We start from the raw sequence: 16,377 nt of genomic DNA, 5'->3' as shown, positions 1-16,377 counted from the left end.
TGAATATCCATGTCGACCGCGGCACCTTTCGATTTTGCAGACCTGTTGCCCGCCGGATTGCCGGCGCCGGCGGCGCGGTGGACGGGCCTTGCCAAATACAGCTTCGTCGGCGGCAACAACGATCCCGACCAGGTGCCGGTCGAGGGCCTGATCGATGCGGTCAACGCCGTGCTCCGGCGCGAGGGCAAGACGCTCGCGACCTATGGTCTGGCGAGTGGCCCGCAGGGCTATCGTCCGCTGCGGGAATTCCTGACCACCAAGCTGAAGCGCGACGCCGGCATTAGCTGTGCCGCCGACGACATCATGATCGTGTCGGGCTCGCTGCAGGCGCTCGATCTCGTCAACCAGACCTTGCTGGCGCGCGGCGATACCGTGCTGATCGAGCAGGAAAGCTATCAGGGCGCGATCAACCGGCTGACGCGGCTTGGCGTCAAGGCGGTCGGCATTCCCCTCGACGACCAGGGCATGCGGATGGACGCACTGGCGGCGGCGCTGGCCGACCACAAAGCCCGCGGCATCACGCCGAAATACATCTACACCATCCCGACCGTGCAGAACCCGACCGGGTCAATCATGCCGGAGCAGCGGCGCGCGGAGATGCTGAAACTGTCGCAGCAATACGGCGTGCCGATTTTCGAGGACGATTGCTACGCCGACCTGATCTGGACCGGCGAACGGCCGCCGGCGATCTATGCCATGAGCCAGCAGGCCAACGTCATCCACATCGGCTCATTTTCCAAATCGATTGCCCCGGCGCTGCGGGTCGGCTTCATCGTCGCGCCCTGGGCGATGATGTCGCGGATGCTGGCGCTGAAGACCGACGCCGGCTCCGGCGCGCTGGAGCAGATGGTGCTGGCGGAATATTGCACACCGCATTTCTCCAGCCATGTGCCGAAGCTGACCCGCGGCCTGCGCGCCAAGCTCGATACGCTGATGGAGGCGCTCAACGAGCAGTTCGGCACTTCAGCGGAATTCGAGGACCCCAAGGGCGGCATCTTCCTGTGGGTCAAACTGCCCGACAATGTCGATACGCTGAAACTGTATCAGGCGGCACTCGCCGCCGGCGTCGCCATCAATCCGGGGCCGGAATGGTCGACCGACAAGGCCTATTCCGGCAGCCGGTTGCGGCTGTGCTTTGCCAGCCCCTCGCACGAACAGATCCGCGAGGGCGTCGCCGTGCTCGCCGAGGTCTGCCGTAGGGAGTTCGGCGTACCCGAGCGCAGTTCCAATGTGGAGAAGCGGGCGTAGACATAGCCTCAGGCGGTTTCAGCGGTAGCATACCCGGCAATCAGCAGGATCAGTGGAATGGCCGGGGCGCAATCGCAGCATCGCAAGGGGATCACCCTTGTCGTCGCGGCGGCGATCGCGTGGAGCACCGCGCCGTTCTTCACGCGGCTGCTGCCGTTCGACTCCTGGACCATCCTGTTCTGGCGCGGCCTGTTCGGCGCCGCGATGATCGCCGCCATTCTGTTCCTGCTGCAGGGCCGCGCCGGCCTGCGCGATTTCACCCGCATGGACAGGACCGGCTGGCTGGTCGCGTCGCTCTCGACGCTGGGCATGGTGTGCTTCATCCCTTCCCTGCAACTGACAAGCGTATCGAACGTCGCGATCATCATCGCAACCGGACCGTTCGTCACCGCCGCGCTCGCGTGGGTCTGGCTCAAGGAAGTGCCGCGGCTGCGGACCACGCTGGCCAGTATCGTCGCGCTCGTCGGCATCGCCATCATTGTCGGCGGCGCTCAGCCCGGCTCCGACTTTCTCGGCCTCACGCTGGCCGTCATCATGACCGTCGCGATTGCCGTGATGACGGTCATCGTCCGGCAGCACCGGAACACATCGATGGTCGCGGCTGCGGCGCTGTCGAACATCCTGGGCTGCGTCGTCAGCATTCCCTTCGCGCACGGGATTGCCACGGTTACGGCCCACGACATCTTCATTTTCGCGATGTTCGGGTTCTGCCAGGTCGCGCTCGGCCTGTCGCTGTACATGCTGGGCTCGCGCCTGCTGCCCTCCAGCCAGGCCGCTTTGATCGCCACGCTCGAGACGCCGCTGATGCCGTTCTGGGTGTGGCTGGCGTTCCAGGAGGCCCCATCCTCCCGGGCTCTGATCGGCGGCGCGCTGGTGATGGGCGCCGTGATCGCCGACATCATTGGTGATAACCGCGAGCAGAAACAGGCCGCCTGATCCGCTACGTGCAGCGAAACACTAAAGCGATCCGCAACAGCCGCACGATCGACACGTTGCCCTTGCCGGCCTCGATCATGGCCACGTAGCGTTCGGAAAGACCGCAGCGGCGCGACAGTTCGCGACGCGACATGCCGTGAACGGCGCGCATCTCGCGCACCCGGCCTCCGAGTTGCGCGAGAAATTCGGTTTCATAGGCCAGACGGTCGAGATCGGCATCGGGGATCGCCCGTTCGCGACCGTCCAATGGCTGCTCGGTATAGGACACGCTACGCACCACGCTCCACCCTTTCGACGGTGACCGTCGCAAGGCAAGCCGGGTCCCGCATTGATCGGGATCAAATGATCCGTCGAAGTCCGGTTGCCCTCGCCTTCTACCGCACCGCGAACGGCGACTGATAGGGCCGGCCGAACGGCACGCCGTTGATCACGGTCTGCACGGGTTTCAGCAAAGCCTTGCCATCGCGCTTGTTGTTGCGGGTGTCGACGAACGAGACCGGCCCTTCCACCAGATCCATGATGGCGACATCGCCGGGGGCGCCGATCTGCAGCGTGCCGATTTTGGGCGCGCGGTTGATGATCTTGGCCGGCGCCGTGGTCGCCATCGTCACCACCTGCTCCAGCGAGAAGCCCAGCGCCATGAACTTGCTCATCACGTTCGGCAGATAGGGCACCCCGGGCGAATTGCCGGAGAAGACGTGGAGGTCGGACGAGATCGTGTCCGGCGTGCAGCCGCCGGGGATCGCCACTTCCGCCACCGTGAAATCGAAACTGCCACCACCATGGCCGACATCGAAAATGACGCCGCGCTGCTTGGCGGCGAGTGCCGCCGGCAGCAGCTTGCCGTCCTGCACGATGTTGGTGAACGCACCGGCATTGTTGGGGGCGCCGGAATAGGCATGGGTCAGCACGTCGCCGGGCCGCAACAGGTCGAGTATCTCTGACATCAGCTCCTTGGTCTCGACGCCGCCGATATGCACCATCATCTTGGCCGGCCACCCGCACATCTCGCAGGCCTGGATGCCGCGCTTCAGCGGCTCGAGGCCGTGCTTGTAGATGATGTTCTCCGACATCCGCACCTTGACGCCGATCAGAAAATCCGGATTTTCGGCGAGCGCCATGGCGCAGGCTTCGACTTGCGCATTGTCGATGTTGTAAAGTTCGGCAATCGGGAACGCCGACAAGCCGTTGTTGGCGATGTGGACGAAGGCGTAAATCCGCGCCCTTGATTGCGCCACGATGTAGCGGCGCAGCGCGGCGAGGTTATTGACGCCGGCGTCGCCCGCCGACACCACCGTGGTGGTGCCCTGAAACTGCACCAGCTCGTCGGCGGGAATGCCGATCGCGGAGCCGTAGGGGTACACATGGCAATGCAGGTCGATCAGCCCGGGCGTCACCAATTTGCCCGAAGCGTCGATCGACTTCGAAATGCGGGCCGCCGGAATTTCGTTTTCGATCGCCTCGATCACGCCCCAGCGAATGCCGATGTCACGCTTGCCGCGCAGCGACTGGCTGGGGTCGAGCACGTCGCCGCCCTTGATCACGAGGTCGAACTTGTCGTTCGGTCCCATCGCGGCGCCGGCCGGGCCGGCCATCGCGGCCACCGCCGCCGATCCACTCAGGCTCAGAAAGTCACGGCGTGAAAATCCGGTCATGGCAGCGCTCCCCCTGATATGTTTTTTTATGGTGTGATGATGCGCCGCCATTCGGTCTTGCGCAAGCGGCCGCTGAATTCTCGCAAGGTTGCTCGCGCAAGGCGAGATGCCTGGATCGCCTTCAACCGATGATCCAGGGAGCGCGAACGAGAGAAAAATCGCCTGACTGAACAAGCGTTCAGAAATCTGTTCAGGTTCCGCGGGAACGATCGCATCGCTGCGCTGTTACATTCTCGATTCCATTGAGGAGGACAGAACATGAAGAAGTTTGGATACGTATTGGCTGCGCTTGGCGCGATCGTCATCGCGGCGCCGTCGATCGCAAGTGCTGAGACCGTTGTGATCAAGCGTGGCGATCACGGCTGGCACCATGGCTACGGCGCGCGCGCCGAATTCCGCGAGCACCGCGATCGTGGCTGGCATCGCGGCTGGGAGGGTCATCACCGCGACCGCACGGTGGTGATCCGGAAGGATCGCTACTAAGGCTTTATCGCCGAAGGAGCCCGGTTCTGATTCAGAACCGGGCTCCTTGATTTTGTTGGACGCGTTTTCTTAACGCGAACCGGTACCCACTTCGCTTGAAAACGCTATGAACGGAAAATGGCTCCTCGCGGAGCCATTTTTTGTTTGTTGCGAGTTCGCTGTCTGCGTGGCTGCTACAACGCGCCGTTCGAAAAATCTCAGTAGATTTCGAACAGGCCCGCGCCGCCCTGACCGCCACCGATGCACATGGTGACGACGCCCCACTTTGCCTTGCGGCGGCGGCCTTCCTGCAGCAGGTGGCCGGTGAGACGCGCACCGGTCATGCCGAAGGGATGACCGATCGCGATCGAGCCGCCGTTGACATTGTACTTCTCCGGATCGATCCCGAGCTTGTCGCGCGAGTAGAGGCACTGGCTGGCGAAAGCTTCATTGAGCTCCCAGAGATCGATGTCGTCGATCTTGAGGCCATGGCGCTTCAACAGCTTCGGCACGGCGAAGATCGGGCCGATGCCCATCTCGTCCGGTTCGCAGCCCGCCGCCGCCCAGGCGACGAAACGGCCCATCGGGTGGAGGCCGCGCTTTTCGGCATCCTTGGCTTCCATCAGGACAACCGCTGCGGCGCCATCCGAGAGCTGGCTGGCGTTGCCGGCGGTGACGTACTTGCCGGGACCCTTGACCGGCTCGAGCTTGGCGAGGCCTTCCAGGGTCGTTTCCGGACGATTGCACTCGTCGCGATCGACGACGTAGTCGACGATGCTTTCCGCCTTGGTCGCCTTGTCGACCACCTTCATCTTGGTCTTCATCGGGACGATTTCGTCCTTGAACTTGTTGGCCTGCTGGGCGGCCGCCATGCGGCGCTGCGATTCCAGCGAATACTCGTCCTGGTATTCGCGGCTGAGCTTGTAGCGCTCGGCGACGATATCGGCGGTGTCGATCATCGCCATGAAGATATCGGGCGCGGCCTTGAGCAGGTCGGGATCGATCGATTCCTTGGGCGAACCACCGCCGGGGATCGAGATGCTTTCGACGCCGCCGGCGACGATGCAATCAGCGCCGTCCGAGCGGATCGAGTTGGCGGCCATTGCGATGGTCTGCAGGCCCGACGAACAGAACCGGTTGACCGAGACGCCGGCCGTCGACTTTGGCATGCCAGCGAGCAGCGCGGCCTGACGGCCGATATTCGGCGCGCCATGGGCGCAATTGCCGAGATAGCAGTCTTCGACATAGTCCTTGGCGACGCCGGCGCGCTCGACAGCGTGCTTGACGGCGTGGGCCGCCATCGACATCGGAGGGGTAATATTGAACCCGCCGCGGCCGGACTTGGCCAGACCCGTGCGAGCATAGGAAACGATAACAGCTTCACGCATTTTTAGACCTCCCTTGGATGCGGGCCAGTATGGACTGGACCACAGTCGGTGTGTAGCAAAACCTTGAATTCCGGCGGACGGAAAAGGCCAAGAATCGGCACAAGAATCGGCATCAGTCCCATGCCGGTGCGAAGCCGGGATTTACACACCGTTTGTCCTTCGGCAAGGCCGCGATCACAGCCCGATCGGCATCATCGAGCTGCACCTTCAGCGCATCGAGATTGGCCTGCTGGCTTTCGGCCCGCGACGCCTTCGGAATCGCAGCCACGCCATCCTGGTCGAGCAGCCATTTCAAGGCCACCTGGGCCGCACTGGCGTTGTGCTTGCGCCCGATCGCGGCCAACGCCTCGTCGGAGGCCACCCGGCCCTGCGCCAGCGGACAATAGGCCACCAGCGGGATCGATTTCGCAGAGAGAAACTGGCGCAGCTTCGTCTGATCCAGCATCACATGGTATTCGACCTGATTGCAGGCGATCGGGGCCTTGATCTCGTCGACCACGGTCTTGAGCAGCGCGATGTTGAAATTGGCGACGCCGATGGCGCGGGTGCGGCCCTCCTCCTTCAATTTCATCAGCGTCTCGAAGATGTCCGGCAGGTTCATGTTCAGCGCCGGCCAATGCACCAGATAGAGATCGACATGGTCGAGCCGGAGCTTCTTCAGCGACGCATCGAGGGCGCGGCGGATGGCGTCTGGCGCCAAATTCTCGTTCCAGACCTTTGTGGTGACGTGCAGGTCCGCGCGGGCGACCTTCGAGGCGGCCAATGCCGCGCCGATCGCCTCCTCGTTGGCGTACATCTCGGCGGTGTCGAGGTGGCGGTAGCCCAGATCGAGCGCGCTCTCGACCGCGGCGCGGCAGGCATCGCCCTGCATGCGGAAAGTGCCGAGCCCGAGCTTGGGCAGGTTGATACCTTGGGTCCTGATATTTTCCATGGTGGTTCCTGAGGGAGGTAGGGCGCCGTGTCCGTGGCGAAAGCCACGCAAGCGGGTATTTCATTGCGGGAAATAGACCGCTATGGATAGCCTGTCGGCACGGTGCTGAGCAAATCAAGATCAAGTCAGGACGGCGATGGCAAGGGCGTTGCGAGAGTGGCTGGACAGCCATGGACTGCCGGCGATCATCGCGGCCGTGCTCGGTGTGATCGTTGCGCTTGCGCTCCTGCTCGTGGTCGGCGGCTATTTCCTGGTGACACCCTAAGCTAGGTGCCGCTCAGATATGCTGCGCCATGATCTGACCGGGCCGCGCGTCCGGACGGGGATCGATATCGACCGACCATAGATCGCGGTCGTCGACGTCCTTCAGGGTCACGGTCATGACTTCGGTTTGGCCGTCGATCGCGACGTGACCGAAGAACTGCAGCCCAAAACAGGGCGCCAGATTTTCGCCCTGCTCCGCGCTGCAGCCCTTCTGATACACCGCCTTGGGCCCAAACGTGTTGTCGAGATCGCCGGGCGCCCAGGTGCCGGCGTGCAACGGGCCGGAGACGAATTCCCAGAACGGCTCGAAATCCGCGAACGGAGCCTGGTTCGGGTCATAGTAATGCGCTGATGTGTAGTGCATGTCGGCGGTCAGCCACACCGTGTTGCGGATGCCGGCGCGCTTCATGAACGACAGCAAATCGGCGATCTCATGCTCGCGGCGTTGCGGCGGGCCGTCGCCGAGCGCAACCGCGTCTTCGCTGATCAGGCCGATCGACATGTCGGCGGCGATCACCTTCCAGGTCGCGTTGGAGGCGACCAGTTCGCGCTTCAGCCACGCCAGTTGCGCCGGCCCGAGGATGAAGGTGTCGCTGTTGTCATCGCGCTTGTTCCAGGTGTTGTCGCGGTAACTGCGCATGTCGAGCATGAAGACGTCGAGCAGCGGGCCATAGCCGATCCGGCGGTAGACGCGGCCGTTGTCGCCCGCCGGCTCGCGCATCGGCATGAATTCATGGAACGCGCGACGGGCGCGGGACACCAGTTTCGGGACGCCGTCGTCGGCAAAGCCGCTCTCGTCATAGCTGCCGAGCGGCGCCCAGTCGTTGGTCACTTCATGGTCGTCCCATTGCGCGAACATCGGGACTTCGGCGTGGAAGGCGCGAAAATTTTCGTCGAGCCAGTTGTATTTGTAGTTGCCGCGAAACTGGGCCAGGCTGTGGGCGGCGACGGATTTTTCTTCCGTGACGATGTTGCGCCAGATCTCGCCGTTCGGCAGCTTCAGTTCGGATGGGACCGGACAATCGGCATAGATGTGATCGCCGGAATGAATGAAGAAGTCAGGTCGATTGTCGCGCATGGTGCGATAGGTTCGCAATCCCCCGCGCGCAGGATCGATGCCCCAGCCCTGGCCCACGGCATCGCCGGACCAGACGAACGATACCGAACGTCGCTCTGACGGCGCGGTGCGGAAATGGCCGACCCGGGTTTCTCCGGCGAGTCCGCCCGCGATATCGTCGAAGCGCACGCGGTAGAAGATGTCCTGCCCCGCGGGCAGGCCATCGAGCAGTACTTTCGAGGTGAAGTCGCTGTCCGGCAGCGCATCGGCGGAAACGGTGCGGATGATGGTCTTGAAGCTCTCGACCGTCGAACACTCGACCTGCATGCGTGCCGCACGATCGGCGCGCGACCAGATGACAGCGGAGTCCACCGCAACGTCGCCGGATTGAATGCCGCAGGCGATCAACGGACGATCGGCGGCGCGGCTCAGATAGGGCCTTGCGATGCTGCCGAGCCCGGCGACGGCCACCGTCGCTGCCGAGCGGACCAGCAGTTGACGCCGGTTCAGAGCATGCTTGGCGCGTATCGCAGATGGCATCGAGTCACCCTCGTCGAATCATGACAAAGGTGTGCCCGTTGAATTTGACTCCCAGCCGAAGGTTTTACGACAGGTGGATGACTCTGAGGGAACTGTAGGGTGGGTTAGCCGAAGGCGTAACCCACCAACTTCGTGCAGCGCGGTTGATACCGCGGTGGGTTACGGCTTCGCCTAACCCACCCTACGAAGCGCGATTGTTATCGCTGCCAGCCGCAAATGCCGCCCGACTTGCACGGCCAAGTCTGGATTCGCGTATCGCGTGCCTGCGCATCGAGCGGGTTGCCGTGGCGATGCGCCAATTTGGCGCGAGCTGCGGCGCGCGGTGGCGTAGCGTTGACACGCGCCACGTGCGTCTTCCGCATGACGATCTTGGGTTCCGTCACCGTCGTTGTGCGCACGCGATCGGTTTTCGCCTCGATCGGAACCGGGGCGAATTCCGCTTCCGGCCCGAGCCGCTTCGGTGAAAGCACGACTTTGGAGAGATCGAGCCGGAGGAACTCGTCGGGACGATACTCGTCGGCCATAGCCGCGCCGCCCAGCATCAGGAACCCGGTACAAACGAATGCCGCAAAGGCACTTTTCAGGCCCATTCATGGCCTCCTGAAACCAAAGAAAAAACGAACTATCGACATCATGTAGGAAGCCGGCACGACAATGCCAGCCGTTCGTGCCGGCAAGGTTACTGGGAAACTATGGTGGCCGTGAAAAGTTTCACCGCCAGCATAACGCTTCTACTCCGCCGCCTGGGCTACAGGCTGCCCGATCGCGCTTTCGAGGCGCGCGGTTTCGGTGCGGAATTTCGCGACGTTGGCTTCCTTGATGTGGCCGTAGCCACGCACTAGTTCGGCCGACTTCGCCAGTGTTACCAGCCGCGGCAGATCGAGCGGCTTGTTCGCATCGAGGTGGCGGAAGATCATCGCCGAATATTCGCCCGGCAGCGCGCGCTCCATTTTGCGCTCGCTGGTATAGCCGAACGGATCGAACGCGGTGCCGCGCAGCGACTTCATCCGTGCCAGCAGACCGAACGCCTTGAACATCCACGGTCCGAATTCGCGCTTGCGCAGGTGTCCGGTCGCCTTGTCGCGTGGCGCGAACATCGGCGGCGCGAGGCTGACCTTGACACTGGTGTCGCCGTCGAACTGTTCCTTCAAGGCTTTCGCGAACTCCCCGTCGGTGTAGAGCCGGGCGACTTCGTATTCGTCCTTGTAAGCCATCAGCTTGAACAGGCCTTTGGCGAAGGCTTCCGTCAGTTCCTGAGATCCAGGCGCAGCCTTGGCCTCCGCGGCGCGAACGCGTTCCACTTCGGAGAAGTAACGCTTCGAATAGGCCTCGTTCTGGTAATCGGTCAGGAATTTGGCGCGGAACGCGATGCTTTCGTCAAGCGAGCGCTTGGCCGGCGTCGCGCCCGAGTTCTTGAAGCGCGCGGCTGAGATCACGCGCTGCAGATCATGCGCCGCCAGACGTCCCCACGAGAACGCCAACTTGTTCATATCGATCGCCGCACCATTGAGATCGATCGCCTTCATGATTGCTTCCAGCGACAGCGGGATCGCACCGCGCTGGAACGCAAAGCCGAGCATGAAGGCGTTGGTAGCGATGCTGTCGCCCATCAGCGCAGTGGCAAGACCCGTCGCGTCGAGAACGTCGAGATCGGCGGCGCTGACGGCCTCGTTGAGCGAGTCGCGCATGGCGCCGGCCTGGAAATCGATATCCGGATCGATCACGAAGCTCGCGGTCGGCAACAAGTCGGCATTGACCACCGCCCGCGTCACGCCGCGCTCGGCCCGGCTCAGCGCCGGGACCGAGGTGGCGACGACGATGTCGCAGCCGAGAATGAGGTTAGCACTGCCGGGCCCGATCCGGACGTTGGCAAGATCGTCCGCGGACGGCGCGATCCGGATGTGGCTCATGACCGCGCCGTTCTTCTGCGCCAATCCAGTAAAGTCCAGCGTCGAGCACGCCTTGCCGTCGACATGGGCGGCCATGCCGAGCAGCGCGCCGATGGTGATGACGCCGGTGCCGCCGATACCAGTGACGAGGATATTGAACGCGCCATCCAGCGCCGGCGGCGTCGGCAGCGGCAGATCGGCGAACAGCGCCGACGGATCGGCAGCGGTGCGATCGGCCTTGCGCAGCTTGCCCCCATGCACGGTGACGAAGCTCGGACAGAATCCCTCGATGCAGGAAAAATCCTTGTTGCAGTTCGACTGATCGATCTTGCGCTTGCGGCCGAGTTCGGTCTCCAGCGGCTGCACCGAGACGCAGTTGGAAGCCACCGAGCAGTCGCCGCAGCCCTCGCAGACCCGCTCGTTAATGGACACGCGCTTTTGCGGATCTGGATAGGTTCCACGCTTGCGGCGGCGGCGCTTCTCGGCGGCGCAGGTCTGGTCGTAGATCAGGACGGTGAGGCCCTTCACTTCGCGCAAATCCTTCTGCACCGCGTCGAGATCCCTGCGGTGATGGATGATGGCGCCGGCCGGAAAATAGTTCGGCGGATATTTGTCGGGCTCGTCGGTGACGATGGCGAGTTTCTTGGCCCCTTCCGCCGAGACCTGATGCGCGATCTGCGACACGGTCAGGCCGCCTTCGGCGGGCTGGCCGCCGGTCATCGCCACCGCATCGTTGTAGAGGATCTTGTAGGTGATGTTGACGCCGGATGCCGCTGCAGCCCGCAGCGCCAGCAGGCCGGAATGGGTATAGGTACCGTCGCCCAGATTCTGGAACACATGTTGTTCGCTGGTGAACGGCGCCTGCCCGATCCACGCCACGCCTTCGGCGCCCATATGCGAGATCGTCGCGGTGCGGCGGGCCGGGATCGAGAGCGCCATGCCGTGACAACCAATGCCGGCCATCGCGCGGCTGCCTTCCGGCACCTTGGTCGAGGTGTTGTGCGGGCAGCCCGAACAAAAATACGGCGTTCGCTGCAGCTTCGCTGCGGCAATACCCTCGGCCGGCCGGTCGAAAGCTTCGAGCTTGGCCAGGCGCTGCTCCAGCGCGGGACTGCGATGACCGAGCTTGCGCAGCCGCGCCACCACGGCAGCCGCAATCATGGTCGGTGTCAACTCGCCTTCGCTTCGCAACAACGGAGCGCCGGTCTCATCGCGCTTGCCGACCACCGAAGGCCGCCGGGAGGCATCGACGTTGTAGAGAATGCGAAGCAACTGGTCCTCGATGAAGCCGCGCTTCTCCTCGACGACCAGTACATCCTGCAAGCCTTCGGCGAAGGCGCGAGCGCCCGACTGCTCCAGCGGCCAGGTCAGCGCGACCTTGTAGATGCGCAAACCAAGCGCCTGGGCTTCGCCGTCGGTAATACCGAGATCGGCCAGCGCCTGGCGCAGATCGAGATAGGCTTTGCCGGTCGCCATGATGCCGAGCCGCGCCGGCTTCGAATCCAGCACGATGCGGTCGAAACGGTTGACGCGGGTGAAGGCGGCGACCGCGTCCATCTTCGGGCCATGCAGCCGGCGTTCCTGCTCCAGCGGCGCATCGGGCCAGCGGATGCCGAGCCCGCCCGGCGGCATCTCGAAATCGTCGGGCATGATGATCTTGATGCGATCGGGATCGCTGACGATCGAAGCCGAACTCTCGACCGTCTCCGAGATCGCCTTGAAGCCGATCCAGCAACTGGAAAAACGCGACAGCGCAAAACCGAGAATGCCGAGATCGAGATAATCCTGCAGCGTCGCGGGATTGACGATCGGCATTAGCGCCGATGCAAACACCTGTTCGCTCTGATGGGCGAGCGTCGAGGACTGGCAGCCATGGTCGTCGCCGGCCAGCGCGATCACACCGCCGTTCGGCGAGGTACCCGCCGAGTTGGCATGCTTGAGCGCATCCAGCGACCGGTCGACACCAGGGCCCTTGCCATACCAGATGCCGAACACGCCATCGACCTTGGCGCCGGGAAACATGCCGACCTGCTGGCTGCCCCACACCGCGGTCGCCGCCAGATCCTCGTTGAGTCCAGGCGCGAATTCGATGTCATGCTGCTTGAGGAAGCTTTTGGCGCGCCAAAGCGCGTGATCGTACATGCCGAGCGGCGAACCCCGATAACCGGAGATAAAGCCCGCGGTATTGAGGCCCTGCGCGCGGTCGCGTTCGCGCTGCAGCATCGGTAACCGGACCAGCGCCTGCGTACCCGAGAGAAAAATCCGCTTCGCATCCAGACGATACTTGTCGTCCAGCCCAACTTCCAACAATGCCATGATTAGTTCCCCGCCGCGCTTTGTTCTCGCCGGTTGCTCGAACCGGTCTCGTTGAGATTAGAATGTACCTAATTTGCCATGCGTGCCCAGCGTGAATCCATGGCCGCAGGACATATCTCGACCGCCCGCGGACGTTTCATCGGCCTTGCCGAAGCCCCGCTTCTTTGAGACGCTGACGGTAAAGGGAGAGGCTAGTGATGACAGAAGCAGCGTTCACGATCGAGATATTGGAGAGCGGCAACCTGCTCACCGGGCCGTGGCGCAAGCCGGCGCAGATGCTCCATGCGCAGGTCTACGACTCGCACGCCTCGATCCACGACGATGCGACCGCGCAAAAGCTCGGTTTTCAGGGCGGTACCATCGAGGGACCAACCCATTTCAGCCAGTTTGCGCCGTTGTGCGAACGGATCTGGGGTCCGGCCTGGTTCGCGACCGGCTGCCTGTCCGCGCACTACCGGAACCCGGCCTTCGAGGGCGAGGAAGTCCAGGCCAACATCGAAAAGCCGAAGCCGGGCCAGACCACCCTTGCGATTGGCATGACCAAGCGCGACGGCACCGAGATCCTGCGCGGCACAGCCTCAGTCGGCGGCGATGGAACGGAAACCGCGCTCGCGAAGCGACTCGGCGAATTGAAACCGCTCACCGATCCCGTGATTCTCGCGGATCTCAACGTCGGCATGAAGACCAGCCGGCAGAGCGTGAAAATGGATTTCGACCAGAACATGGGCGACCTCTATCCGTTTTCGCTGGCCGACAAGCTCAAGGTCATCACCGAACCGTCGGCTTTTTATTCGCAGGAGCTCAATCCCTGGGGCCGCGCCATCATCCCGTTCGAGATGCTGAGCGTGTTGTTTCAATACCGCGCCCGCGAGGACCGCTTGCCGGTGCGCGGACCGGCGGTCGGCCTGTTTGCGGATCAGGAAATCCGCCTGCTGCGCGGCCCGCTATTCCCCGGCGAGACTTATGTCACCGAGCGTGAAGTCGTGGCGCTGAGCGGCAGCCGCCGCACCGAAAGCATGTGGGTGAGAACGACCGTCTTCGCGACCGACGAAACGCCGGTCGCAACCATGCTGCTCAATCTCGCCAGCATGAAGGACTCCTACGCCAATTTTGAACGCGAGCACAAAGCGCTCTACGGCTGAGCTAGCGCATTCGACTTCGATAGTGCCAAACAGGGAAAAAACAACAAATGGCCCGCCTGCCCTATCTCGAAGCCGACCAGATCGCCCCCGAATATCGCGACATGCTCAAGCGCAACACCAACCTGCACAAGCTGTTGGTCAACTCGCCCGACATGGCGCGGGCCTTCAACGGCATCGGAGGCTACATCCGCTTCAAGAGCAAGCTCGACCCGCGCCTGCGCGAACTTGCGATCCTCCAGGTCGGCTGGATGGAAAAATCCGAATACGAGTTCACCCATCACGTAAAGATCGGCAAGGAATTCGGCGTTACCGACGACGACATCAAGGCCATGATGGCCGAGACCGAGGGCAAGCCGTCGAAACTCGAACCGCTGGCGAAAGCCATCCTGCGCGGCGCCCGCGAGATGGTGCGCGAACTCGCGATGTCGGATGCGACCTTTGCCGAGATCAAGAAGGATCTGTCGGACGAGCACATGACCGATCTGGTGCTCACCATCGCCTTCTACTGCGCCGTCGTCCGCGTGCTGGCGACGATGAAGATGGACAACGAACCCTATTACAAAGAGGTACTGCAACAGTACCCGATCCCGGGAGTGGAATGAAATGCGTTTGAAAGATCGTGTAGCCATCGTTGTCGGCGCCGGCCAAAGCCCCGGTGAAGGCATCGGCAACGGCCGCGCCACCGCGCTGACCTTCGCACGCGAGGGCGCCAAGGTCCTGTGCGTCGATCACAACCTCGCCTCCGCCCAGGAGACGGTGGATCTGATCACGGCCAAGGGCGGCACTGCGGCGGCGTTCCAGGCCGACGTCACCAAGAATGCCGACCTCAAGGCCATGGTGGCCGACGCCCATGGCCGCTGGGGCCGCATCGACGTGCTTCATAATAATGTCGGCGTCAGCCTGTCCGGCGGCGACGCCGAACTGCTCGACATCACCGAGGAGGCGTTCGACCGCTGCGTCGCGATCAACCTGAAGAGCTGCATTTTCGCGGCCAGGCACGTGATCCCGATCATGCGCCAGCAGAACAGCGGCGCCATCATCAACATCTCGTCGATGGCCGCGATCACGACCTATCCCTATGTCGCCTACAAGGCGACCAAGTCGGCGATGATCGCCTTCACCGAACAGCTCGCCTACCAGAACGCGCAATACGGCATTCGCGCCAACGTCATCCTGCCCGGCCTGATGAACACGCCGATGGCGGTCGATACCCGCGCCCGCGAGTTCAAGAAGAGCCGCGCCGAGGTCGAGGCCGAACGCGACAGCAAGGTGCCGCTGCGCCAGAAGATGGGCACGGGCTGGGACGTCGCCAACGCCGCGCTGTTTCTGGCGTCCGACGAAGCGAGCTTCGTTACGGGCGTGACGCTGCCGGTTGACGGCGGCGCGAGCGTGCGGCGGGGGTAGCGTCGGCGCGATGGGCTTCCTTGGTGCGGCCGACAAAGGCGCCGCCCCAGTCGTGAATCGCCGGCAAGCCCTGGATATCCTTGCCGAGGTTGGCAAGGCAGATCCGAAGCGAGGCCAGATCGATCGGCTTCGGCAAACCCTGCGCTTCGATTCCCAGCGATCTCGCATAGTTGCGGGCGGCCGAGCGGCGGCGCGAATCGGTGCCGCTGATGATGATCAGGGCGCCGACATAACCCGTGCGCACCATGGCGCCGCAGACTTCGACACCATCGCCATCGGCGAGTTCGAGATCGAGGATCACGCAGTCGAAGCTATCGGTTTCCAGATGGCGGATCGCTTCGCCACACGAGCCCGCAATCGTCATCTCGAACTTGGAACGTCCGGCCGCCCGCTTCAGCAGTTCCTGCTGCACGACATCGTCGTCGACGATGAGCAGCCGCAACGGGCGGCGCGTCACGCCGGGTTCGAGATCGGTTGTGGTTGATTGCGGATCGATGGCCATCAAGGTGCTCCTTTTTCTTGAGGGGAACCTTGCACACCAATTGTATGAGTGGCGTGAAGTGTTTCACGCGCAGTTGTGCCGGCGCCTTAAGCAATTTTGCAGCATGTGGCGACGCACCCGTATTGCCACGCCCCGGCAGATTAACCTTCTGTTAACAATCTGGTCATAAGGGTTGCCCTAATCGGGGCGCGCTTTTTGACGCTCCTGCTCACGCCATCTGTGCCAGCGTTATTTGTCCGGCCAATCAGCGTGATTCGAAACAATCGATCGATTCCAATGACACGATGATGTGACAGCAAGTCACCATCAGTCGAAATCCTGACTCGTTGTGGTCGCACGAATTTCACGTGCGCTCGCTATGAGCAACCCAAGAACTGGGAATTGAAATACCATGCAAGACGAATTCGACTACGACCTTACGCCCGGCCAGTGGGAAGCGCTGAAAGCCGTTCGCACTTCGGCATCGCGGCTGCCACAAATCAGCCGCTACGCGGTCGAGAGCCTGATGGCGCTCGGGCTCATTGCCATGAGCGGCGACGCCCCTGTGATCACGCAGACAGGCCGCAAGGTGCTGATCCGAGGTTCTTCACAGCTTTTGCTCGATCTGGCAGCGTAATCACCTTTTTTTGTTCGACGCGTTTTC

Annotated in this window: 16 protein-coding genes; 8 read left to right on the top strand and 8 right to left on the bottom strand. The window is 62.8% G+C overall.

What is annotated here, in order from left to right; genetic code table 11:
• Positions 1 to 9 precede the first annotated feature (9 nt).
• Together BLS26_RS27350 and BLS26_RS27345 are read left to right on the top strand one after the other, a co-directional pair.
• Entirely contained in the window at positions 10 to 1,248 is a 1,239-nt protein-coding gene (locus BLS26_RS27350; protein WP_092515648.1) for a PLP-dependent aminotransferase family protein, read from the top strand.
• Positions 1,249 to 1,305: 57 nt separating this feature from the next.
• Entirely contained in the window at positions 1,306 to 2,184 is an 879-nt protein-coding gene (locus BLS26_RS27345) for a DMT family transporter (protein WP_092515647.1), read from the top strand.
• Between the two features lie 4 nt (positions 2,185 to 2,188).
• Here BLS26_RS27345 and BLS26_RS36925 read toward each other — a convergent pair whose 3' ends face one another.
• Positions 2,189 to 2,452 carry a helix-turn-helix domain-containing protein gene (locus BLS26_RS36925; protein ID WP_244541701.1) on the bottom strand — a complete coding sequence of 88 codons (264 nt, stop codon included), beginning with the start codon at positions 2,450 to 2,452 and terminating at the stop codon, positions 2,189 to 2,191.
• 106 nt (positions 2,453 to 2,558) lie between these two features.
• On the bottom strand, positions 2,559 to 3,839 hold the full coding sequence (locus BLS26_RS27335; RefSeq protein WP_092515646.1) for an amidohydrolase family protein: 1,281 nt from the start codon (positions 3,837 to 3,839) through the stop codon (positions 2,559 to 2,561).
• A gap of 258 nt (positions 3,840 to 4,097) precedes the next feature.
• On the opposite strand from BLS26_RS27335, the gene BLS26_RS27330 reads away from it, so the two are divergent.
• On the top strand, positions 4,098 to 4,322 hold the full coding sequence (locus tag BLS26_RS27330) for a hypothetical protein (RefSeq protein ID WP_092515645.1): 225 nt from the start codon (positions 4,098 to 4,100) through the stop codon (positions 4,320 to 4,322).
• Between the two features lie 197 nt (positions 4,323 to 4,519).
• On the opposite strand, the gene BLS26_RS27325 is transcribed toward BLS26_RS27330, so the two are convergent.
• Complete coding sequence (locus BLS26_RS27325; protein WP_092515644.1) at positions 4,520 to 5,689, bottom strand: acetyl-CoA C-acyltransferase; 1,170 nt, start codon at positions 5,687 to 5,689, stop codon at positions 4,520 to 4,522.
• 112 nt (positions 5,690 to 5,801) lie between these two features.
• Positions 5,802 to 6,620: an aldo/keto reductase gene (locus BLS26_RS27320; protein WP_092515643.1), complete on the bottom strand. Its 819-nt coding sequence runs from the start codon at positions 6,618 to 6,620 to the stop codon at positions 5,802 to 5,804.
• Positions 6,621 to 6,756: 136 nt separating this feature from the next.
• Here BLS26_RS27320 and BLS26_RS37085 point away from each other — a divergent pair, with 136 nt between their 5' ends.
• Complete coding sequence (locus tag BLS26_RS37085; RefSeq protein ID WP_256385886.1) at positions 6,757 to 6,885, top strand: hypothetical protein; 129 nt, start codon at positions 6,757 to 6,759, stop codon at positions 6,883 to 6,885.
• Between the two features lie 12 nt (positions 6,886 to 6,897).
• On the opposite strand, the gene BLS26_RS27315 is transcribed toward BLS26_RS37085, so the two are convergent.
• The 3 genes from BLS26_RS27315 to BLS26_RS27305 all read right to left on the bottom strand — a co-directional run bounded on the left by BLS26_RS27315 (position 6,898) and on the right by BLS26_RS27305 (position 12,686).
• Complete coding sequence (locus BLS26_RS27315) at positions 6,898 to 8,481, bottom strand: alkaline phosphatase (RefSeq protein WP_092515642.1); 1,584 nt, start codon at positions 8,479 to 8,481, stop codon at positions 6,898 to 6,900.
• A gap of 197 nt (positions 8,482 to 8,678) precedes the next feature.
• Positions 8,679 to 9,071, bottom strand: coding sequence for a hypothetical protein (locus BLS26_RS27310; RefSeq protein WP_092515641.1), 393 nt, complete (start codon positions 9,069 to 9,071; stop codon positions 8,679 to 8,681).
• 141 nt (positions 9,072 to 9,212) lie between these two features.
• Complete coding sequence (locus tag BLS26_RS27305; RefSeq protein ID WP_092515640.1) at positions 9,213 to 12,686, bottom strand: indolepyruvate ferredoxin oxidoreductase family protein; 3,474 nt, start codon at positions 12,684 to 12,686, stop codon at positions 9,213 to 9,215.
• 197 nt (positions 12,687 to 12,883) lie between these two features.
• Between BLS26_RS27305 and BLS26_RS27300 the strand changes: the two genes are divergently transcribed.
• Genes BLS26_RS27300 through BLS26_RS27290 form a run of 3 tightly spaced genes read left to right on the top strand, consistent with a single transcriptional unit; the run spans position 12,884 to position 15,232 of the window.
• On the top strand, positions 12,884 to 13,828 hold the full coding sequence (locus BLS26_RS27300) for a hypothetical protein (RefSeq protein ID WP_092515639.1): 945 nt from the start codon (positions 12,884 to 12,886) through the stop codon (positions 13,826 to 13,828).
• A 47-nt stretch (positions 13,829 to 13,875) separates the two neighbouring features.
• Positions 13,876 to 14,430: a carboxymuconolactone decarboxylase family protein gene (locus BLS26_RS27295; protein ID WP_092515638.1), complete on the top strand. Its 555-nt coding sequence runs from the start codon at positions 13,876 to 13,878 to the stop codon at positions 14,428 to 14,430.
• 1 nt (position 14,431) lies between these two features.
• Positions 14,432 to 15,232 (top strand): SDR family NAD(P)-dependent oxidoreductase, encoded by an 801-nt coding sequence (locus BLS26_RS27290; protein WP_092515637.1) that lies wholly within the window; start codon positions 14,432 to 14,434, stop codon positions 15,230 to 15,232.
• On the opposite strand, the gene BLS26_RS27285 is transcribed toward BLS26_RS27290, so the two are convergent.
• Positions 15,180 to 15,734, bottom strand: a complete 555-nt coding sequence (locus BLS26_RS27285; RefSeq protein ID WP_092515636.1) for a response regulator — start codon at positions 15,732 to 15,734, stop codon at positions 15,180 to 15,182. The genes BLS26_RS27290 and BLS26_RS27285 overlap by 53 nt on opposite strands.
• 391 nt (positions 15,735 to 16,125) lie before the next feature.
• On the opposite strand from BLS26_RS27285, the gene BLS26_RS27280 reads away from it, so the two are divergent.
• A complete protein-coding gene (locus BLS26_RS27280) occupies positions 16,126 to 16,350 on the top strand; it encodes a hypothetical protein (RefSeq protein WP_092515635.1) in 225 nt (74 codons plus the stop codon).
• Positions 16,351 to 16,377: the final 27 nt, after the last annotated feature.

It is taken from the genome of Afipia sp. GAS231 (assembly GCF_900103365.1).
In the GTDB taxonomy this organism is placed as follows: domain Bacteria; phylum Pseudomonadota; class Alphaproteobacteria; order Rhizobiales; family Xanthobacteraceae; genus Bradyrhizobium.
The sequence above is the reverse complement of the archived record's forward strand: the minus strand, read 5'-3'. Positions and strand labels throughout refer to the sequence as shown.